Annotated in this window: 25 protein-coding genes; 8 read left to right on the forward strand and 17 right to left on the reverse strand. The window is 37.3% G+C overall.

Features of this window, described 5'->3' with window-relative positions; genetic code table 11:
* Positions 1-58 precede the first annotated feature (58 nt).
* The 5 genes from isdE to H9635_RS02725 form a co-directional block, all read right to left on the reverse strand.
* Positions 59-964: a heme ABC transporter substrate-binding protein IsdE gene (gene isdE, locus H9635_RS02705; protein WP_191698598.1), complete on the reverse strand. Its 906-nt coding sequence runs from the start codon at positions 962-964 to the stop codon at positions 59-61.
* A 216-nt stretch (positions 965-1,180) separates the two neighbouring features.
* On the reverse strand, positions 1,181-2,980 hold the full coding sequence (locus tag H9635_RS02710; protein WP_191698599.1) for an S-layer homology domain-containing protein: 1,800 nt from the start codon (positions 2,978-2,980) through the stop codon (positions 1,181-1,183).
* 19 nt (positions 2,981-2,999) lie between these two features.
* Positions 3,000-3,770, reverse strand: a complete 771-nt coding sequence (gene isdC / locus H9635_RS02715; RefSeq protein ID WP_191698600.1) for a heme uptake protein IsdC — start codon at positions 3,768-3,770, stop codon at positions 3,000-3,002.
* 327 nt (positions 3,771-4,097) lie between these two features.
* The gene (locus H9635_RS02720; RefSeq protein WP_191698601.1) at positions 4,098-4,733 is read right to left on the reverse strand and encodes a thermonuclease family protein; all 636 of its coding nucleotides are present in this window, start codon (positions 4,731-4,733) and stop codon (positions 4,098-4,100) included.
* A gap of 19 nt (positions 4,734-4,752) precedes the next feature.
* Positions 4,753-5,334 carry a phosphatidylglycerophosphatase A family protein gene (locus H9635_RS02725; RefSeq protein ID WP_191698602.1) on the reverse strand — a complete coding sequence of 194 codons (582 nt, stop codon included), beginning with the start codon at positions 5,332-5,334 and terminating at the stop codon, positions 4,753-4,755.
* A gap of 119 nt (positions 5,335-5,453) precedes the next feature.
* Between H9635_RS02725 and H9635_RS02730 the strand changes: the two genes are divergently transcribed.
* The 3 genes from H9635_RS02730 (at position 5,454) to H9635_RS02740 (ending at position 7,284) form a co-directional block, all read left to right on the forward strand.
* Positions 5,454-6,173, forward strand: a complete 720-nt coding sequence (locus H9635_RS02730) for an alpha/beta hydrolase (RefSeq protein WP_191698603.1) — start codon at positions 5,454-5,456, stop codon at positions 6,171-6,173.
* A gap of 163 nt (positions 6,174-6,336) precedes the next feature.
* Positions 6,337-6,852 carry a YjcG family protein gene (locus H9635_RS02735; RefSeq protein WP_191698604.1) on the forward strand — a complete coding sequence of 172 codons (516 nt, stop codon included), beginning with the start codon at positions 6,337-6,339 and terminating at the stop codon, positions 6,850-6,852.
* A 3-nt stretch (positions 6,853-6,855) separates the two neighbouring features.
* Positions 6,856-7,284 carry a GNAT family N-acetyltransferase gene (locus H9635_RS02740; protein WP_191698605.1) on the forward strand — a complete coding sequence of 143 codons (429 nt, stop codon included), beginning with the start codon at positions 6,856-6,858 and terminating at the stop codon, positions 7,282-7,284.
* A gap of 164 nt (positions 7,285-7,448) precedes the next feature.
* On the opposite strand, the gene H9635_RS02745 is transcribed toward H9635_RS02740, so the two are convergent.
* From H9635_RS02745 to H9635_RS02770, 6 genes are all read right to left on the reverse strand, one after another.
* The gene (locus tag H9635_RS02745; protein ID WP_191698606.1) at positions 7,449-7,697 is read right to left on the reverse strand and encodes a stage VI sporulation protein F; all 249 of its coding nucleotides are present in this window, start codon (positions 7,695-7,697) and stop codon (positions 7,449-7,451) included.
* Between the two features lie 14 nt (positions 7,698-7,711).
* A complete protein-coding gene (locus H9635_RS02750) occupies positions 7,712-7,885 on the reverse strand; it encodes a YjcZ family sporulation protein (RefSeq protein WP_191698607.1) in 174 nt (57 codons plus the stop codon).
* 62 nt (positions 7,886-7,947) lie between these two features.
* Entirely contained in the window at positions 7,948-8,313 is a 366-nt protein-coding gene (gene spoVAE, locus H9635_RS02755) for a stage V sporulation protein AE (RefSeq protein ID WP_191698608.1), read from the reverse strand.
* A gap of 5 nt (positions 8,314-8,318) precedes the next feature.
* The gene (locus H9635_RS02760; protein ID WP_191698609.1) at positions 8,319-9,314 is read right to left on the reverse strand and encodes a stage V sporulation protein AD; all 996 of its coding nucleotides are present in this window, start codon (positions 9,312-9,314) and stop codon (positions 8,319-8,321) included.
* Positions 9,308-9,763 (reverse strand): stage V sporulation protein AC, encoded by a 456-nt coding sequence (gene spoVAC / locus H9635_RS02765; RefSeq protein WP_191698610.1) that lies wholly within the window; start codon positions 9,761-9,763, stop codon positions 9,308-9,310. Before spoVAC ends, H9635_RS02760 begins: the two co-directional genes overlap by 7 nt.
* 1 nt (position 9,764) lies before the next feature.
* Complete coding sequence (locus H9635_RS02770) at positions 9,765-10,166, reverse strand: YhcN/YlaJ family sporulation lipoprotein (RefSeq protein WP_191698611.1); 402 nt, start codon at positions 10,164-10,166, stop codon at positions 9,765-9,767.
* A 159-nt stretch (positions 10,167-10,325) separates the two neighbouring features.
* On the opposite strand from H9635_RS02770, the gene H9635_RS02775 reads away from it, so the two are divergent.
* Positions 10,326-10,835, forward strand: coding sequence for a CotY/CotZ family spore coat protein (locus tag H9635_RS02775; RefSeq protein WP_191698612.1), 510 nt, complete (start codon positions 10,326-10,328; stop codon positions 10,833-10,835).
* A 43-nt stretch (positions 10,836-10,878) separates the two neighbouring features.
* On the opposite strand, the gene H9635_RS02780 is transcribed toward H9635_RS02775, so the two are convergent.
* The 6 genes from H9635_RS02780 to H9635_RS02805 all read right to left on the reverse strand — a co-directional run bounded on the left by H9635_RS02780 (position 10,879) and on the right by H9635_RS02805 (position 16,172).
* The gene (locus H9635_RS02780; protein ID WP_225231072.1) at positions 10,879-11,220 is read right to left on the reverse strand and encodes a 4-diphosphocytidyl-2C-methyl-D-erythritol kinase; all 342 of its coding nucleotides are present in this window, start codon (positions 11,218-11,220) and stop codon (positions 10,879-10,881) included.
* 30 nt (positions 11,221-11,250) lie between these two features.
* On the reverse strand, positions 11,251-12,621 hold the full coding sequence (mgtE, locus tag H9635_RS02785; RefSeq protein WP_191698613.1) for a magnesium transporter: 1,371 nt from the start codon (positions 12,619-12,621) through the stop codon (positions 11,251-11,253).
* Between the two features lie 640 nt (positions 12,622-13,261).
* A complete protein-coding gene (locus H9635_RS02790) occupies positions 13,262-14,146 on the reverse strand; it encodes an RluA family pseudouridine synthase (RefSeq protein WP_191698614.1) in 885 nt (294 codons plus the stop codon).
* A gap of 11 nt (positions 14,147-14,157) precedes the next feature.
* On the reverse strand, positions 14,158-14,952 hold the full coding sequence (locus H9635_RS02795) for an NAD kinase (protein WP_191698615.1): 795 nt from the start codon (positions 14,950-14,952) through the stop codon (positions 14,158-14,160).
* Positions 14,952-15,629 (reverse strand): GTP pyrophosphokinase, encoded by a 678-nt coding sequence (locus tag H9635_RS02800; protein ID WP_191698616.1) that lies wholly within the window; start codon positions 15,627-15,629, stop codon positions 14,952-14,954. Before H9635_RS02800 ends, H9635_RS02795 begins: the two co-directional genes overlap by 1 nt.
* 165 nt (positions 15,630-15,794) lie before the next feature.
* Positions 15,795-16,172: a UPF0738 family protein gene (locus H9635_RS02805; RefSeq protein ID WP_191698617.1), complete on the reverse strand. Its 378-nt coding sequence runs from the start codon at positions 16,170-16,172 to the stop codon at positions 15,795-15,797.
* 191 nt (positions 16,173-16,363) lie between these two features.
* Between H9635_RS02805 and H9635_RS02810 the strand changes: the two genes are divergently transcribed.
* From H9635_RS02810 to H9635_RS02825, 4 genes are all read left to right on the forward strand, one after another.
* The gene (locus H9635_RS02810; RefSeq protein WP_191698618.1) at positions 16,364-16,951 is read left to right on the forward strand and encodes a CYTH domain-containing protein; all 588 of its coding nucleotides are present in this window, start codon (positions 16,364-16,366) and stop codon (positions 16,949-16,951) included.
* 8 nt (positions 16,952-16,959) lie between these two features.
* Entirely contained in the window at positions 16,960-17,712 is a 753-nt protein-coding gene (locus tag H9635_RS19435) for a lytic transglycosylase domain-containing protein (RefSeq protein ID WP_191698619.1), read from the forward strand.
* Positions 17,713-18,000: 288 nt separating this feature from the next.
* Positions 18,001-18,399: a globin domain-containing protein gene (locus H9635_RS02820; RefSeq protein WP_191698620.1), complete on the forward strand. Its 399-nt coding sequence runs from the start codon at positions 18,001-18,003 to the stop codon at positions 18,397-18,399.
* The gene (locus H9635_RS02825; protein WP_191698621.1) at positions 18,396-19,202 is read left to right on the forward strand and encodes a DsbA family protein; all 807 of its coding nucleotides are present in this window, start codon (positions 18,396-18,398) and stop codon (positions 19,200-19,202) included. Before H9635_RS02820 ends, H9635_RS02825 begins: the two co-directional genes overlap by 4 nt.
* Positions 19,203-19,279: the final 77 nt, after the last annotated feature.

Genomic DNA, 19,279 nt, shown 5'->3' on the forward strand with positions numbered 1-19,279 from the left:
ACACCCTTTATGTAAGGAAACAGCAAAACCTCCCTCAAGGCTTTGCTTTTTCACATTGTTATTGATAGAAAATTTTCTCCAATTGATGAAGTGCATCTGGTACATTCAATGCTGCTGTCGTACCGAATAACTCTTCTTCTAGATCAAATACTTGCCCATTTTTCACTGCATTAAAATGTTTCCAAACATCATTTTCCACAAATTCCTCATCAAACATTTTTATTACCTCATCTGGCATACCGTGAGCTAAACGTAAAATGATATCAGGATTTGAAGAATATAAATATTCAGTGTTAGAAGGCAAATATTCTGCTTCCTGACCGGCCATTACATTTTCTCCGCCGGCTAAACGAACTAAGTCACCCGCGTACGAATTTTCTGTTGCTACTAAATAACTGCCTGGTACACCTAGTAAAATTAAGACACGTGGTTTTTCTTTATCACTTGCAGCTACTTTTACTGCATCAATTTCCGTCTGTAACTCGGCATTTAATAGTTCCGCTTCTTCCACACGATTGTAGCGCTCTCCTAGTACCGTTATTTCTTCCATCATAGCTTCAATACTTGTTAGATCCACAAAATCTACAGGGATTTTTAATTGTTCGAATTTATCCTTTAAATCATATTCCAATGTCGAAACTGACAATACTTCGGTAGGATTTAGGGACTTAATAATTTCTGCGTCTGGATCCATCGCATTTCCGATATCAGGCAGCCCATCAAAACGTGAAGGTAGTTCTTTGATCGTATCCGGAATCGCTACAGCATCAAGGTTTAATCGATCCAGAATTTGCGCGATTACGACTGTACCTGCAATAATGCGATGCTCTTCTTCTACAGCAGACGCTTGGCCTGTACCCGAATTTTCCACCATTGTTTCAGCTTTTTCTGTTTCTTTATCTCCATCGCCACACCCCGCAAGTACAGCAACACTTAATGCGAGTCCGATAAGCCATTTTTTCATTTCTTTTTTCCTCCTAGAGTTTAAACTGAAGTAAACTTTCATCTTCAACATAGATGGAAATTTACTTCAATTTAAGCGTCATCTTACTTACCCTTTCGCAAAAATAGGATTGGGGCTGCGCTAAAAGTAAAACTTTTAACACAACCCTACCTAATATAACTATTTGCTGATGGCTTTTTTTAAATTCATTATTCAAACCGTCTGCAGTTCATTTAGTTATTTTTTTAAACCTTCAACAACTGTTAAAGTATTGTTTAAAATTTTAGCCATTTGTGAACGAGTTAATTTGTTTTCTGGATTAAATTTGCCTTCAAACCCAGAAATAATACCTAATGTATTTAATTCAGAAATTGCTTTTGAAGCTTCCACTTCTTTTGGCATATCAGAGAATTTAGCTGTATCACCAGTTGCAGTATAACCATTTTTCTCTAATAAACGGTAAATCATTAATGCAGCTTGTTTACGAGTCACATCTTGTGCAGGTGCGAATGTAGTAGCTGTTTTACCATTGATGATGCCATAACCATTTAAAGCGTTAATCGCTTTTTTCGCTTCGTCATCATATTTTACGATATCCGTGAATGCTGCTTTTGCTGGTACATCTAATTTTAAGGCACGGTTTAACATTAAAGCGAATTGAGCACGTTTTACGTTATTGCCTGGATTAAAGTTGTCTGCAGCAATGAAAATACCTTTGTTGAATAGGTTAACGATTGCATCTTTGTTACCGTTGTTAGCGATATCTTTAAATGGTGCTGCAACAGGTACTGGTTTCTTTTCACCGAATTGTAATTGTACTTTGTGAACTGAATCATATTTTACACCAGCAGCATCAACTGTTAAATCAACAGTTGCATTATAAATTTCATTAATATCTTTTAATGAGATTGTGTAAATTTGAACTGTATTTTTCCCTACAGTTTCTTCTGATTTCAATGCTACTGTAGCTCCTTCAACATTGAATTCATTTAACCATTGACCTTGTGGGAATGTTACATCAACTTCGTATCCGCCTTCAGTAGAAGTAACCATTACTTCATTTGCTAAATAAGTGCCTTGCATAATTGATTGTTCTTTTGTTCCATCTTTAAATACAGTAACTGGCATTTTTGTTGCTTCAACCGGAGCCGGTGCAGCTTCTGCTTTTGGTAATTCTAAGTTTGCTGTTTCGATAGCGAAACCGAAATTATACCAAGTGTCCATTTTCATTGAAGGCACTACAACATGTACTGAAGATTCATGTAAATCGCTAATAGATGGAATTTCTACTGTATATACACCATCTTTTTCAGTTGCATCTTTTCCTGCAATTTTTAAACCTTTAATCATTTCTTTAGACGCTTCAGTAGTATAAACAGCAACTGAATATTTACCGTCTTTAACAATTAATTTACCTTCTGTTGATAATTGTCTTGTAATATGTGTATAGTTTCCTACTTGATCCTTGTAAGCATCCCACTTAATATCATAAGTCCCGTCTGCTACTGAATCGAATGTTTTACCTACTTTGAAGATTTTTTCTTCTTTTGCTTCTTCAACTGGTTTAGTTGTTTCAGTTACTTCTTTAATTGTTTTTGCATCTGGAGTTAATGTAACTTTGTAATCTACCGGATCTTTACCAACGAAAGGAATAGTCATATTTAAAGTTACTTCCACAGGCGCATACTCAGCTGTCACTGGAATATTAATATGTTTTTTCCCATTATACTCAGCCATTACTGGTTTACCTGCTACTGTTACACTATTTACCATACTTAATGCAGCATCCGGTAATTCAAGATTAATAAATTGCTGACCTTCACGCTCAACTAATTTCCCTGTAGTTGGGATGAATTGTTGTAAAGATTCTGGGGCATTTACTTTAAAATCAATTGTTTTTGCTGCAGTAGTAGTTGCTTCACCCGTACGAGTCGTTTCCCCGCCTACTTCAGCAGATACTGCCATTGCTGGTACAATTGCAGATGTTGCTAATAGCGATGCCAAGACCGCTTTTGTTGCTTTTGATTTTTTTACCATTTTCATTTCCTCCAATTTTCTATCTTGTTTTTGTTTGTTTTGTGCGAATAAATACGATCGCCGCTACGATGAATAATATCATCGCCACAAGCGGTAATTCATCGCTCGTCTCCGGATTTTCTACTACCTCTGAATTTTCAGCTTCAGATGCATTTTCTTCATCTGTCTTTGTAGAATCATCTGTATTTTCTTCTGTATTAGCTTGCTCTGCTGATGATTCTGTTTTTTGTGGTTCAGTTGATGGTGCTGGTTTATTTGAAGAAGTATTACTTCCTGACGATGGTGTTGGTGACTCCTTAGTAGATGTCGCTTGTTTTGTTTCCTCTTTTACTGGCTTTACCGGCTCTTTAGGCTCTTCCGCCTTTACTTCTGGTAAACCCGAACTGTTGAATACAAAATCTACACTATAGGCATGGTGATAATCGATATCATCAATATCGATTTTCATGGCGATTGTTACTAAATTTGCATTCGAAACCGGGAATTGAACAGTGCGTTGACCGGCAGATTCATTTGTACTAATCACTTTTGCCCCGCCCGGAGGTTTAAACTCTGTAACCCAGCTACTGTTTTTTATCGTAATCTGCATTGTCATTTTACCGTTATTTACGATTAATTTGGCAGGTTTTAAAAAGTAATCATTTGCCATGGATGCCGAATTGCTGCCAGGCTTATTTACTTGATAGTTCACTTCGTAAGTACCATCTGCAATTGCAGCTAATGAAGCATTTGGCAAAGTAAAAGCTACTAAAAAAAGAACAGATAAAATCATGAAGAAGTTTTTTTTCATACAAATTCTCCTCCTTTTCTTCACAATATGTAATTAACTAATAGAGAATATTTCTCAATGCCATTATATAGCATGCCATAAAAGTGATTGTTTCTCAAATACCAACATTCTCCTTTAGTATAAATTTTTTGCGAAACGATTTAAACTTCATAGAATTGTCGTAATTAATTCTTGAATTTTCATTTCCTTTAGGTATGTGAATAAAAAAAAGATGAAAGTGTATATAACCATTTTCATCCTTTACTTATTTATTGTTTAATACTCAAATTAATCCAGGTCGTGATTTAATCATTGCCCACGGCTCATTATGCAAGAGAAAAAGGCGTATTACTTACTCACTTCTTCTGGATGGAATCCGTCACGTTGCAGATAATTATCATGGGCCCAAATATTGAGTTTTTTCTGTTCGGCCTGTTGTTGAATTTCGAGCAGTTCTTTTTCTAATGTATCGTTCGGTTTATTTACATAACGCACTGCAGCAAGTCCTTCACTTAATAAAACTTCATGCAAGCTGACATTATCCACAAATGCGTATGCTAACAGTCGGTCATAATTATCGGTTTCCGGACCTTTGTCGAATAATAGCTGGACTGAATCCGCCTTTTCCAATAACGCGGTAGTACGTGCCTTCGCTTCTTCAGCATACGGCATCGGTTCGCCTTTATTATAGTTCATTTCTGGTGTATCGATCATAAGGAGGCGTACACGCTCTTTTTCACCATCGATTTCAACATTAAAAGTATCACCATCATTGGCATTTAAAAACTTCACATCAACAAGTTGTTTCCCTGTTTTATCCACTGCCATTTCTGGTGTAATCGTATATGAAATATTTTGTTCTGTAATTACCGGTGAATCTACTTGCTCTGCCTCTTGTTTTGGTTCGCTAAATATTAAATATAAGCCTACTGCTAAAATAATTGTTCCACTCGTAATGAGCGTTTTAATATCTTTTAATTCCATTATTATTGTTTAACTCCTTTTAAATCTCCGTGTTCAACTTCGTGGTTGGCCCTAATTCAACGGGCGGAATATCTGCAAAAGTTTCGCCTTCTTCTTCAAGGTCACGCATCCGATGTGCCAGGCGTGATGCTGCACAAGCCGCAATACTTCCAACTAAATCGTCCAAAAATGTATTAACTGATTCCCCAGCCTTCGTATCAAGCTTTTCAATAATTCCAATCTTTTGCTTATCTAAATGACCAAATGTTGTAACTGCAATACTTCCATACGTAAATACAGAACCCAATGCCAGCGTTTCATCTACACCGAACAGTCCTTCATCTGATTCAATAATAGCCTGAAGCGGGGCAGATAAAAGCCTTTTTTCAGCCAGTTCATCAAGTTCTATACCTACTAATACTGCATGTTGTACTTCACGTTTAGTTAATACACGTTCAACCGATTGAATACAATGTTCTATCGTTAAACCTTCATTATATGGGGATTGCATCGTATAAACGATTTCAGCAATATCTTCAATCGTTACATGGCGACGTTCTAGGGCATCATGTGTAGCTTTTGTCACTTCATCTGAGTGTACACGAATTCTTTTGTTATGCATGAATATATCCTCACCTTTATTTATATTAAGCGCTCATTCACTTGTCTATCTTCTATATTACACCTTTATTTTTCTTTATGATACAATTTTGAATACATCAATCGACAGGGGTGACAACTTTGGAAAAAGGCACAGTAAAAGACATTGCTTTTTTTAGTAAGGCATTAAACGAGGAGTTGGAGCTGTTAATTTATATTCCAGCAAATTATTCTCCACTTTACGAATATAACATCTTAATCGCTTCCGATGGTAAAGATTATTTCCAACTTGGTGGCATACCTCGTTTAGCGGATGAACTAATAGATGGCTATATTATTGAAAATACAATAATCGTCGGTGTTCCATACAAAAATTATGAGGATCGTAAGCGAAAATATACTCCAACAGGTGACCAATTTGAAGCTTATATGCGATTTTTGGCGCATGAACTTGTGCCCTATTTAGACGAAGAGTACTCAACTGCGCAAATAGGAGGCGGGCGTGCACTAATTGGAGATTCCATGGCTGCGACGATTTCATTAATGACTGCAATCCATTATCCGAATATTTTTGGAAAAGCCGTCTTGCAGTCACCTTATGTAGATGAACACGTATTAGAGGCTGTTCGTAGTGCAAGTAATATTAATTGCCTTTCGGTGTATCATATTATCGGACTACAGGAAGATAAAGTGACTTTAAAAAACAATACCGTCAAAGATCTCCTGACACCAAACCGTGAACTGCACCAATTGTTAATAAACCATGGAATTGATACCTTTTATGAGGAATTTGAAGGTAATCATACATGGACATATTGGAAGCCAGATTTAAAACGCGCACTAATTGAAATTTTCGGATAATAATGTGTTCTTAAATGTCTATTCATTGTTTTTTCTGTTATACTTATAACAATTGCGCCTCCGGGGTATTATGTCCACTTTTTAGTTTACTAAAAATCTTCTCATGAAAGTTGGGCACCTAAAGGCTGATAAAATTTGAATAATTTTCTAGGGGGTAATGAATTTGAAATATGGTATTGTTGCTTTTCCATCTAAGAAAATACAAGATTTAGCGAACACTTATCGCAAACGCTATGACCCACATTATGCGTTAATTACACCTCACATTACTTTGAAAGATGCATTTGATGCGGATGAATCTCAAATGGATCAAATATCCAGTAGTTTACAGCAGGTGGCATCACAATTTGCCCCTTTACAAATTCACGCTTCTCGAATCAGTTCATTTTACCCTACTACAAATACGATCTTTTTCCGAGTTGATCCAACACCGCAATTGGAAAACATCCAAAAAATGATTCAGGAAAAAATCAATTTCGGTGCGCCAAAGCATGTCTTTGTACCGCATATTACAATTGCGCAAAAGTTAAGCGCTTCCGAACATGATGATGTTCACGGTCAGCTACGCATGGTCGGTGTTGATGAAAAAGATGTAATCGATCGTTTCCATTTACTATACCAATTAGAAGATGGCTCATGGACAACTTATGAAACATACAAATTGACTGGAGCTGAGTAATACGTGTTTGAAGTAAAGTTAGTAACAACTGACGAAGACCGTGAACGCGCATATGCTTTACGGAAAGAAGTTTTCGTCAAAGAACAAGGTGTCCCACTAAATTTAGAAATAGATGAATATGATGAAACTGCTACCCACTTTCTTGTAAATGAAGGTGAAAATACAATTGCTACAGCGCGTCTACGTGAAATTGAGCCTAAAGTTGGCAAGGTGGAGCGCGTATGTGTTTTGAATAGCTATCGAGGGAAGCGTCTCGGTGTATTAATTATGGAAGCTGTGGAAGAATATGCGAAAAATGCAGCATTTAAAAAGCTTAAGCTAAATGCTCAAAGCTATGCCGTACCTTTCTATGAAAAGTTGGAGTTCGCTGTAATTTCACCTGAGTTCATGGATGCCGGCATTCCGCATCGTGCCATGGAAAAGAATATTTAGAAGCTGGTCTTATTTTTTTCATAATTGCATGTGAATATAAAAACGATAGCCACCAAGTAAATATTTGCTTGGTGGCTATCTTTGTATAGATGATGCTATAAATTAAGGACGACCTGTATACATATATTTTTTGGATTATTTCTCATCTTGATCTACAGAGAACTTTATTTCATCATTTTTTCAATTTTTGAAAAATCTAATGATTTACCGTCTTGAATGATTGATGCGACGATTTTTTCTTCCAGCTCGCTTGATACCGGTTTATTTGCAAGTTTACTCACTTTTTTGACGATTTTACGAACTTGCTTTTCATCCGAAAAGTCTGCATATGTCAATGCATTTGCAAGATTCATAATTTCATCAAAGTCAACACCTGTTTTACGCTCAATATTTTTGAAAAATGAACGTTCCATTTGAAAATACCTCCTTAAATGATTACGCTACCAACGATAATAAGTAAAATGAATAGTACAACGATTAGTACAAACGTACCGCTATTGTTGCCGCCGCCATAACTTGGAGTTCCATAATCGCAACCTTGTTGCCATCCTTGTTGCCAACCTTGTTGTTGTTGTTGCCAACCATATCCGTATCCTGACATACTAAACCCCCCTTTCTATTTTGTAGTGTATGCATACACACAAGAAAAAGGAGGGTATTCGTCTAATCTACTTTGCCTTTTGGTTTAAATATTAATGCTGCAATAAATCCAAAAATAATGGCAGCACTGATTCCCGAGCTCGTCACCTCAAACATGCCTGTTAAAACACCTATCCAACCATGTTTTTCTGCCTCAGCCATCGCCCCATGTGTTAAAGAATTCCCAAAGGAGGTAATGGGTACTGTCGCACCAGCGCCTGCAAAATTAATTAGAGGCTCATATAAGTTAAAGCCGTCTAAAATGGCGCCTGCTACAACTAAAATTGATAATGTGTGACCTGGTGTTAACTTCCCGATATTCATTATTAACTGCCCTATTACACAAATGAAGCCACCTACTACAAATGCCAATAAAAAAGAAAAGCCCATTGTCCTTACCCCATTCCAATTTCGATTGCATGTGCTGTGCACGGAATTGTATCACCCTGCTGAAAAGTAAGCGGGGATAAAAGTGCACCTGTTGCTACTAATAAAACGCGCTTATAGCGGCCTGTTTTAAATTGTTCCATCATATAGCCACTATAAACTGAAGCTGAACAGCCTGGACCACTTGCCCCTGCTAAAAATGATGCATCTTCACCATAAAATTCGGCACCTGCATCACGGAACCTTGATAAATCTTCTTTTTTCACACCGCTTTGCGCGAACATTGCAATTAAAATTTTCAAACCAATTTTACCTAAATCACCTGTCATAATAACATCATAATCTTCCAATTTTTGCGAACGCTTTTTTAGATGCGATTGAATCGTATCAAATGCTGCCGGCGCCATAGCTCCGCCCATATGGTACGGATCTGTTGCTCCATAATCAATCACTTTCCCTACAGTCGCTGCTTCTATATATGGAAGCTTCGGCTCATGTTTACCGATTAAAACAAACCCCGCCGCCGTTACGGTCCATTGTGAAGTTGCAGGTTTTTGAGACCCATAGTCAATAGGGTAACGGAATTGTCGTTCAACTGAATTATGTTGACTAGATGCTCCGGCAATTGAAAAATCACTTGCTCCAAGCTCTGTTAACAATGCTGCAATTATCATCGATGAAACAGAAGTGGCACATGCTGAAAAGAGTCCAATAAAAGAAACAGCAAGTTCCCGTGCTGCAAAATTTGTAGGTGTCATTTGATTGACTAAATCGCCACCTAAAAAATAATCGATATCCAAATTATTTAAATTTGATTTTTTTAGTATTATTTGACATGCATCTGAGATGAGCATTGTATTACCTTGCTCATTCGTGGATTTTTGTACCCGTTCATCCTGACTTATCTTATCAAAATATGTTTGGAAAACGCTGCGTTTTTCCAAAGGACCAACAACAGTAGCCGAAGAAAGAATGGCTGGTTTCGATGGAAATACGATTACCATGATGTGACACCTACCGATACTAATATCAATTTAATTAGAGACACGAAAAAAGCCGATACGACGCCGAATAAAATAACCGAACCTGCCAATTTAAACATATTGCCCCCTACACCTAAAACAAGCCCTTCGGATCTATGTTCAATTGCTGCAGAAATTACCGCATTACCAAACCCAGTTACAGGTACAGCACTTCCAGCCCCCGCAAACTGTCCAAGTTTCCGATATTGACCAAACCCCGTCAAAAGCATGGCAAGAAAAACCATTGTAGCCACTGTCGGATTGCCTACAGTCTTTTCCGTAAAATCAAAAAAGATCATGTATAAAAATGAAATTGCTTGTCCTATTGAGCAAATTACCCCTCCCACAACAAAAGCCTTTAAACAGTTTAGGGGTATAGGTACTTTTGGTGTAATTTGATCCTTTAAAGTATTGTATTGTTGCTGTTTCAAATTACGTTTCCTCCTTCGCAAGCTTTTTTAAATGCTTTAATTCTTCCATCATTTTCTTTTGATTCTTTTCTTCCATTAGTTTGGACGATTCCCAAAACATTTTAAAATCGGCCGATACATTTACCGTACTTCCTTCATATTGCTTTTCTAACTTCTTCTGCCAGCGATCTTCAATTTTTTGGCGATTCCACTTTTTTAAAGGCTTTAACTGCATTGCAACAAATATTTCGTTTTCAATTACGACAATATTTACTTGTTCGATATCTGAATCCTTTTCAAAAAGTTTTTCTACTTCATGCTGATGTTGCGTATTGTCTGTTTTTGAATAAGTCATTACTTTCTCACGGTCACCACAACCAGTAAGAATTAAAACTAAACTTATTCCTAAGAGCGCTTTTCGCATAACAGTCCCCCCTTATGTCCATTTTTCTCCGAGTATAGCCTTTCGTATTTTGAATTATTCATTGACGATAAGGAAGTTTCATAAAGCCCGTCATTCGCCCGATTCATTCACAGAACAGGTCATATTTTAGATAGAGTTAAGTTTTAGGAGGTGAAAATTATGGGTTGTGGAAGAGGAAATAGTGATTCAGGCAACCACTCTTCAAAAGGGTGTGTATGTGAAGTTGTTCGCGCAATTTTGGAAATTCAAAATGCTGCAGTACAGGATGATTGCAATAGATGTACAACAAACTGCTTCTTAGAGCCACTTGGAGGAATTGTGAACCCTGCACGTTCAAATGCTGATACACGTGTGTTTACATTATTAAATAAAGATGGCTCACCGTTCTTTGCTACATTCTCTAACGAACCGTCTTCTCCATGTGTATCGATTTATTTCCGTGTAGAGGACATTTTTGATGGCTGCTGCGCAACATTACGTGTTTTAATACCAGAAGATGCAAGTGGAAATCCGGTAGATTTATTAAGTAATTGTGGGTCTAAGATTGATTTCCGTGAAGTATGTAGAGTTACACAGTTCGATGCTTCAGACAGCTGTATTACAGTTGATTTAGATTGCTTCTGCGCTGTTCAATGTATCGATGACGTGGACCTTGGCATTTGTGACTAATTGATCTATAAAAAATGAGGAGCCAAATAAGTGGCTCCTCATTTTAAACCGTATGATGAATCATCACAATTTCATTTGCATGAATCCAGCGCTTTGTCTGGAAACAATTCAATAATACTTGACTGCCATTTATTTTATCAATGGAAGCATGTATTCTTTCACCTGACTGTAAAATAAATAATAACATTCTTGGCTCCTTCACTGGCTTGGCAAAATAATTAAGCTGCCTTGCAACGAGGGAGTTTTCAATTTTTTCAGGGATAGGACGCACATAAATAGACGTACTTTCTTCCTCAATTTCATCAATTTTCTTTTCCTGAATATAACTCGGACTTGCAATAAAAAGTAATGGATGAATTTCCACATTCCACATCCTCTTTTTCATACAATATGCAATAAACTTTCAAATCGTTCCTTATAGAATAAGACCAATAAAGGTAGTAGCCAATCCTAAATAAATTACAATACTCGTGACATCGTTCAATGTCGTAATAAAAGGACCCGATGCAACGGCAGGGTCGACGCCTAGCTTATGCATAATAATCGGAATAAATGACCCGGCTAATGTAGCGACAATAATGGAACAGCAAATTGATGCCCCGACAAGTAAACCTACTATCAAGGTACCTTTCCAAAAGAAAATAATTCCCACTACGATAGCTCCGCTGACCAATCCCATAATGATACCTGTACTTAATTCACGAAGGACAAGCTTGAACTTACTTTTACCTCCGATATCTCCAGTTGCAATACCTCGAATCGCGACTGCTAATGCCTGTGTACCACTATTTCCTGATGTACCGGAAATGAGTGGAATAAACGTGGCAAGTAATGCGACTTTATCAAGCGTTGCTTCAAATATCCCCATTAACCCTGAAGTAAGCATTCCTAGAAACAATAAAATAATTAACCAAGGCAAGCGTTTTCCAGCTGCTCGTATCGGACCTGCATCATTGTCATCCATATCCGAAATACCCGCCAGTTTTGAGTAGTCATCTTCTGCTTCTTCTTCAATAACATCGATAATATCATCGAATGTAATGATACCTTGGAGTTCTCGAGTTTCATTAATAACCGGAATTGCTAAAAAGTCATAGTCCTTCATTAAATTCGCGACATTTTCCTGGTCGTCGGTCACCTTCACAGAAAGGACGCGATCACTCATAATGTCACGAATATATAAATCTCCTTCTGCAACAATTAATTCTCGTAACGTCATGACACCAAGCAGTTTATGGGAACTGTCGACAACAAAAATATAGTAAATGGTTTCGGCAGTCTGTGCTTCTTGACGCAATACGCGCATCGCCTCACGAACAGTAGCACTCTCTAAAACCGAAACATACTCGGTTGTCATTATTGCCCCTGCTGTGTATTCCTCATAGCCTAAAAGCTCATTGATTTCATCAACAGTTTCATCATCCATCATATCTAAGTAATTTTCACGTTGCTCAGTGTTCAGTTCATTTAATATATCTACCGCATTATCGGTATACATAAAACCGAGCATCGCAGCGCCATAGGATGGATCCATTTCATTTAAATAGCTTTCATATTCATCATCTTCAATTTCCATTGACTCTAAAATAATGGCCATTTCCTGAGGAGACAAGTAACGATAAATAACTTGCCGTATATCCGGACCTACCTCTTCGTAAAACTGTGCTTGATCAAATGGATGGAGAACTAAAAAATGCTCACGAAATGCTTCAATATTTTCCTCATCGAGTAGCATTCGCAAAAAGGACTCATCATACTGTACTTCATCATTTCTTTCCTCTATCATGCTTGTCCCCTCCTTTCAATTACTTTATTAATTCTATTATATGCGCTCAATTTCCAATTGCATCAAAATCCAATTATTCATCTTGCACAGTCCAATATTGCTATAACAAAGGACTATTTTATTACTAACTTTTTCAGTTCGTCAAGGATAGGAATTGCCTGTATTTATTTACAATATTTAATTGAAGCAGGATTCTGTCCGCCCTTCCAACAGTATATTCCCTTTTTCACTAAAAAATAAAAGACACCATTTCAGTAATTGGCTAGACTGTAGACAAACTCTTAAAAAGTGTGTACTTAAAAATTAAATTAACATTGAACCGTTGATTTCCATTCCGGGACCGATGCTTTCCCCGGGCACGGCTCCAGCTAACTAAATGGTGCCAAGAGCGGCAGGCACCATTTAGTGGATCTTCCGCACGGTGCTCCTGCGGTTACTCGTCGCAAAATAAATTTTGCTGTTCCCGGTGGAGTCACGGTCCCTCCATTCCAATCAACTTATTAATCCCTTTAAATAAAGTGAGGAACGATTGGATAACTTGTTCCTGCTACGCATTTAGTTAAAATTTATAATAAAAAGACAAAAGGTCTCGGGAGACGAACTCTCGAGATCTTTTGTCGACAATCTGTGGCATCTTCTATTAATTAATAAGGTTTGATATTTCAGGCGGGAGATTGCTACAAAATTGCATATTCTCCTTCGTTAATGGATGTTCAAACTGGATATTCCGGCAATGGAGTGCCTGACGATTAAATAATGTTCGACTTCCTCCGTATAATTCGTCTCCTACTAAAGGGTGTCCTATATGAGCCATATGGACTCTTATTTGATGTGTTCTCCCTGTATGGAGCTTAAGGCGAATATGAGTCAAGTTATTTTTACGTGCTATAACCGATACATCCGTATGTGCAAACTGACCATCCGCACGTACTTCACGTTCGATAATACTCGTATCTTTTCGTCCAATCGGTAAAATTATGGACTGTTGATCTTGTTCTACATACCCTTCAACGATTGCTTCATATTCACGATGAATACTTCCGTTTTTTTGCTGGCCACTCATTATATGATGTATATGACGATGTTTCGCAATGACCATCAGCCCTGACGTATCACGGTCGAGTCGTGTAACAATATGCACCGTTGAAGCCAGTTGCTGTTGAACGAAATAGCCATATACATAATTTGCGATGCTGCCGTTTAGGTGTTCTCTGGAAGGAATGGAATTCATAAAAGAAGGCTTGTCCAATACGAGTACGGCTTCATCTTCATATACAATGGCTAAAGGACCTTCTTGTGCAGTCAAACCTTCGCTTACTTCCTCCTGTGGAAAAATAATTGTTACGACATCTCCAATTTTAAGGCTATGCCGTACATTCTTTTCTTCACCATTGACTAAAAGTGTTCCTCCATCAAATTTGATGGCGGTCAAAGCACGCTTCGAAATTCCCCATTGAGCAATCGCATCACGCAATAGGGCATTTTCTATTGAATTAATAAATTGTAATTGAAATCTTTTATCCATATAACCTCATTCTATTCATTTGAGACAAATGAATCATGTACACGTTCCCAAAATGGAAATGGTCGGAAGCGCGCAAAACGCACTTTTTCATTTGCAACATTGAAGGTAATCGACTTTACATCTGTTTCCGTCATGCTTATATGATCGACAGTCATATTAAATTGCTGCTCATGGACTGGCTTTAATACACAATTGTGATGTGCAGGTAATACTAAGGAAGAACCTACAGTACGAAAGACACGATTGTTGATTGATGCCATTTCTGTAAGTTGGAAAGCTTGTAATGTTGGGTGGATAATTGCTCCACCTAAAGCTTTATTGTATGCGGTACTCCCCGATGGTGTCGAAATACACAACCCATCGCCACGGAACCGTTCGAAATGCTCACCATTTAGCTCAACATCCATTACAAGGGTAACGTCCGGTGATTTTATCGTAGCTTCATTCAGAGCCAAATAAGTACTGGAATCCGAATGATGGCGATGTACCTGTACTTCCAACAGCGGATATTCGACTACATTAAATTCCTTTTTAGCAATCGATAATACTAACTTTTCCAGCTCGGAAGGCTTCCAATCGGCATAAAAACCTAAATGCCCTGTATGAATACCAACAAAAGCTGTTTTGTCCAAACGATGCAAATAGCGATGGAATGCATGCAATAAAGTCCCATCACCACCAATGGAAAGAACAATTTCTGGCTCTTCCTCATCAAATTTCAACCCGAAATCGATTAAATAAGATTTTGCGAGCTCCATCAATTCATTTGATTGGTCATCTCTGCGTGATTGAATTGCAAACTTCATTAGCTTTCACGCTCCTCTTTGTCAGTTGACTTATGAATAGCTGTATTAGTTGCTTCTTTTACTTCACTAAAATATGCTTGAGCCTCATGAATTTCACTTTTAATTGAGGACATTTCCTCATCCAGACGAAATGCCGCTTCTGCCGCACTTTGCAATCGATTTTTTATTTCTTCCGGGAAAATCCCCTTATACTTATAGTTTAATGAATGCTCGATAGATGCCCAAAAGTTCATTGCCAATGTACGGATTTGAATTTCGGCCACGACAACAATGCGGCCCTGAATCGTTTCTACAGGATATTCTACAATCATATGATGTGAGCGGTAGCCACTCGGTTTACTATGTGTAATATAATCCTTTTCTTCAATAACCTTCATATCATTACGCTGGCGAATCAATTCCGTAACTGTAGCAATATCGTCAACAAACTGGCACATGATACGAACGCCTGCAATATCCTGCAATTCATTGCCTAAACGCGGATTCGGCTCAAATGGTATCCCTTTATCAAACGATTTATCATATATACTCGCAAGTGGTTTAACACGGCCTGTTACGAATTCAATTGGTGAATTTGCACTCATGATGCCAAATTGCGATCGCATGCCTTTTAATTTAATTTTCAGTTCGTCCACTGCTTGTCGATATGGACTTAAAAATACTTCCCACTGCCCCATTTACAAAGCCCCCCAACTTGAAATAGTACTTTCACGTCACACTATTTCAAAACACGTTGTTTCAAACAATTATACTTCTTGTGCATAAGAAAAACACATTTCACACTTAAATAGCACGAAATGGCACGTTTTTCATTTCAATACATTAAAATTGCTAATCATTCTTTACAAAAAATCAGCAAATTCCTTTTCTACAGCTTCTACAAAGCGGTCTCCATAGTTGCTGTTTCCTACTATATTGTACAATAATCCTTTTAATTCATCGGTAAACTGTATAAGAGGTACCAAGCCATCTTCTACTTTTAAATATGGCTGTTGCCCTGACTTTAACATTTGTACTAATTGCGACCATACAGCTTGTGGAAAACCAATATAACTATATGCATCATTTTCTTCTATGATATAAAGAAACGCCTCATTATCCGAATCAACAATCACTTGTCCTACAGGTTGCAATTGGCTAAGTTGTTTCTTTTCATTTAAAATAAAATTGATTTCATTATGTACTGCTTGATATTGACTAACTATATATACATTTCTCAATGAATTGAACTCCTTTTCAATTACGTCTTAATGTTGTATGTTCTAATTTTTCAAACCGGCATGAAATCTTTAAAAATCTATGCCATCCACTACTTGCCTTCACTTCATATTTTACCATAGGACTATCGATTGGTGCAGTTTCGTTTTATTGATTTAAAATAAAAACCTAAACAGTAAAGGAAGATTAAACAATGACCCAGCATATCGAAATAGAATTTAAAAATATTTTAACAAAAGCACAATATGAAGAACTTCTTCAGGCTTTTTCCATCCAGCCCGACCAGATTATTCGTCAAGTTAACCACTACTTCGATACATCTAGCAATCATTTAAAGCAACTCCAAAGTGCACTTAGAATTCGAGAATTCGGGGAAACAATTGAGTGTACATTAAAAGAAAAAACATCAGAACATCAACATTTAGAAACAACCGACTATATAACAAGGGAACAAGCCGATCAAATGCTGGCTGGCAATAGGATTACATTGCCTACTGTAAATGAAAGATTAGAACTTTTTGACATTCCTATGAACACGTTGCAGTGCTACGGATCATTGACAACAGACCGAGTAGAGATACCTTACGAGGGAGGTTTACTTGTGTTCGATCATTCTTTTTATTTGCACTGCGACGATTATGAGGTAGAATATGAGACAAATGATGAAAAGATTGGAAAAATAATTTTTTCCTCATTTTTAGCAAAACATTCAATTGAGCCGCAGCCCGCCCAAAAGAAAATTGTGCGATTTATGACGGCATTGAATAATCAGAAAGGCTAGGTGCTGTCATGGATATTTCATCAATGAAGTCATTGTTGGAACTACAGGCAATTCAAAACATCAATACATCACACCAACCAGGCTCGAGTACATTACCATCATCGAACTCGACTTTATTTTCTGATTTAATGAGCGATATATTAAATGGTCAATCCCTTAATGGGCTTGGCGATGTAGGTACCTTACAGCAATTCACAAATCCAGAACAACAAAATTCAACTACCAATAATTATATCGCTTCATTTTTATTAGAAAATTCAAATAATTCAACGGATTTGGCTGGTTCCCATTACCTCCAAGCAACGAGCGTAACACCAACCAATCTTGAATCATATATGAAAGATTATACGCGTAATAACGATATAAATAATTTCTTTAATGGGGCAGAAAAATATCAAGCAGAAATTGCAGCTGCCGCGAAGAAGTACAATATTCCTGAAAAATTAATTACCGCTGTAATGAAGCAGGAATCAAATTTCAATCCATCCGCTATTAGTGGTGCTGGGGCATCGGGCTTAATGCAACTAATGCCGGCTACTGCAAACTATCTAGGCGTAAAAGACCGCTTTGATCCTGAACAGAATATTATGGGTGGAGCCAAATATTTACGTCAAATGCTGAATCAGTTCGATAACAATATAGAGACAGCTCTTGCCGCTTATAATGCAGGTCCAGGAAATGTTAAGAAATATGGAGGAGTCCCTCCTTTCCAAGAAACTCAAAATTATGTCAAAAAAGTAATGAATTATATAAACGTATAGCCCATAAAATGTCATTTATTTGCAAATTGACGTTAGCAGTGAACTTTTTAACATGTAAATGTTCCTACTGTAAAATTTTTTAATAAACAATTAAACCTACTATATATATGCATTTCTAGCATATTTTATATGGATGTAAAGAGCCCTTCAAATTTTTTGCAGGGCACTTTATTTGTTAAAACATCATTCCGTTGCTAGAATGAATGTAACGCCTAAATGAAATTTATATTACGGAAACGTCATCCTATTTCATTAATGGGCTAAGAAAGACACAAAGGAGTATAACTAATGAATCGAAATTATACGATTCCTTATGAGGAACTCGGCGCTGAAAAGCTTTCTGAATTAATTAACGCGTTCTACTCTCGAGTGGCGAAGCATCCATTATTAATTCCTATTTTTCCAGATGATTTAACAGAAACAATTCGTAAACAAATACAATTCCAAACGCAGTATCTAGGGGGGCCTAATCTCTTCAGTGAAGAACACGGTCATCCAATGATGCGTGCCCGACATATGCATTTTAAAATTACACCCGATCGTGCCCAGGCATGGCTAGAATGTATGGCAGAAGCGATGGACGAGGTTGGCTTAGACGGTAAATTCCGCGAAGTTTACTATAAGCGTCTCGTGATGACTGCTCACCATATGGTTAACGCCCCAAATGATGAGGAGGGATTTGAGTGAATAATGTCCAACTTTTACAGCAACCTGTTGCACCGTCCACATGTAATAAACCAATTGAGCTTTATATTTTTATTGACCCCCTTTGTGAAAAAGCATTACTTATGCAAATGACTTTGCGTAAGCTTCAAGTAGAATACGGTCATTACTTTACATGTCGATATGTCCTTAGTACGGAACTCTCTGCTTTAAACAGCATTACTAGCCGTATGAAAGGCTGTGTTTCCGGAGCGGAATTGGATATTACACATCCTGCACTACCTTCAATCGCAATTAAAGCCGCTGAACTTCAAGGTAAGCGAGCTGGTTTCCGCTATTTAAACAAAGTACAGGAAATAGCGGTTCTTAATACTCGAAATATTAATTCTCATGCAACATTAATAGAAATTGCACAGCAAGTTAACTTGGATATGGAGGAATTCGTATCTGACTTCGGTTCCAAAGAAGCTGCCCGTGCATTTCAATGTGACTTATACTTAACGCGGGAAATGGAAGTTGATGAAGTACCAAGTATTGTATTTTTCAACGAATGCATTGAAGATGAAGGATTAAAAGTAAGTGGTTCATACAATTACGAAGTCTATGAACATATTTTAGCAGAATTACTTGGTGAAGAATTAACTCGCCAACCCGTCCCTACATTAGATGATTTATTCGATCATTTCAGCATTTTGACGACTGCGGAAGTTGCAGAAATTTATTCAATTAATGAACAGCTTGCCGAACGTGAATTAAAAAAACGGATGCTTCAACAAAAAGTAGAACGTATTATGACTGATGAAATAACACTTTGGCGTGCAAAATAGCACATTCTTTATCATTACACTATTATTTAATTGCCCTTATATATTTATTTTAACCAGCGACGCCTTAAGCGAGCTGG

Origin of the sequence: Solibacillus faecavium (assembly GCF_014836905.1) — a bacterium.
GTDB lineage: Bacteria > Bacillota > Bacilli > Bacillales_A > Planococcaceae > Solibacillus > Solibacillus faecavium.

Bases quoted from the DNA above. Each gene is read 5' to 3' on its own strand.
- isdE (WP_191698598.1), bottom strand. From the start codon at position 964: ATGAAAAAATGGCTTATCGGACTCGCATTAAGTGTTGCTGTACTTGCG.
- H9635_RS02710 (WP_191698599.1), bottom strand. From the start codon at position 2,980: ATGGTAAAAAAATCAAAAGCAACAAAAGCGGTCTTGGCATCGCTATTA.
- isdC (WP_191698600.1), bottom strand. From the start codon at position 3,770: ATGAAAAAAAACTTCTTCATGATTTTATCTGTTCTTTTTTTAGTAGCT.
- H9635_RS02720 (WP_191698601.1), bottom strand. From the start codon at position 4,733: ATGGAATTAAAAGATATTAAAACGCTCATTACGAGTGGAACAATTATT.
- H9635_RS02725 (WP_191698602.1), bottom strand. From the start codon at position 5,334: ATGCATAACAAAAGAATTCGTGTACACTCAGATGAAGTGACAAAAGCT.
- H9635_RS02745 (WP_191698606.1), bottom strand. From the start codon at position 7,697: ATGGAACGTTCATTTTTCAAAAATATTGAGCGTAAAACAGGTGTTGAC.
- H9635_RS02750 (WP_191698607.1), bottom strand. From the start codon at position 7,885: ATGTCAGGATACGGATATGGTTGGCAACAACAACAACAAGGTTGGCAA.
- spoVAE (WP_191698608.1), bottom strand. From the start codon at position 8,313: ATGGGCTTTTCTTTTTTATTGGCATTTGTAGTAGGTGGCTTCATTTGT.
- H9635_RS02760 (WP_191698609.1), bottom strand. From the start codon at position 9,314: ATGGTAATCGTATTTCCATCGAAACCAGCCATTCTTTCTTCGGCTACT.
- H9635_RS02770 (WP_191698611.1), bottom strand. From the start codon at position 10,166: ATGCGAAAAGCGCTCTTAGGAATAAGTTTAGTTTTAATTCTTACTGGT.
- H9635_RS02775 (WP_191698612.1), top strand. From the start codon at position 10,326: ATGGGTTGTGGAAGAGGAAATAGTGATTCAGGCAACCACTCTTCAAAA.
- H9635_RS02780 (WP_225231072.1), bottom strand. From the start codon at position 11,220: ATGAAAAAGAGGATGTGGAATGTGGAAATTCATCCATTACTTTTTATT.
- mgtE (WP_191698613.1), bottom strand. From the start codon at position 12,621: ATGATAGAGGAAAGAAATGATGAAGTACAGTATGATGAGTCCTTTTTG.
- H9635_RS02790 (WP_191698614.1), bottom strand. From the start codon at position 14,146: ATGGATAAAAGATTTCAATTACAATTTATTAATTCAATAGAAAATGCC.
- H9635_RS02795 (WP_191698615.1), bottom strand. From the start codon at position 14,952: ATGAAGTTTGCAATTCAATCACGCAGAGATGACCAATCAAATGAATTG.
- H9635_RS02800 (WP_191698616.1), bottom strand. From the start codon at position 15,629: ATGGGGCAGTGGGAAGTATTTTTAAGTCCATATCGACAAGCAGTGGAC.
- H9635_RS02810 (WP_191698618.1), top strand. From the start codon at position 16,364: ATGACCCAGCATATCGAAATAGAATTTAAAAATATTTTAACAAAAGCA.
- H9635_RS19435 (WP_191698619.1), top strand. From the start codon at position 16,960: ATGGATATTTCATCAATGAAGTCATTGTTGGAACTACAGGCAATTCAA.
- H9635_RS02820 (WP_191698620.1), top strand. From the start codon at position 18,001: ATGAATCGAAATTATACGATTCCTTATGAGGAACTCGGCGCTGAAAAG.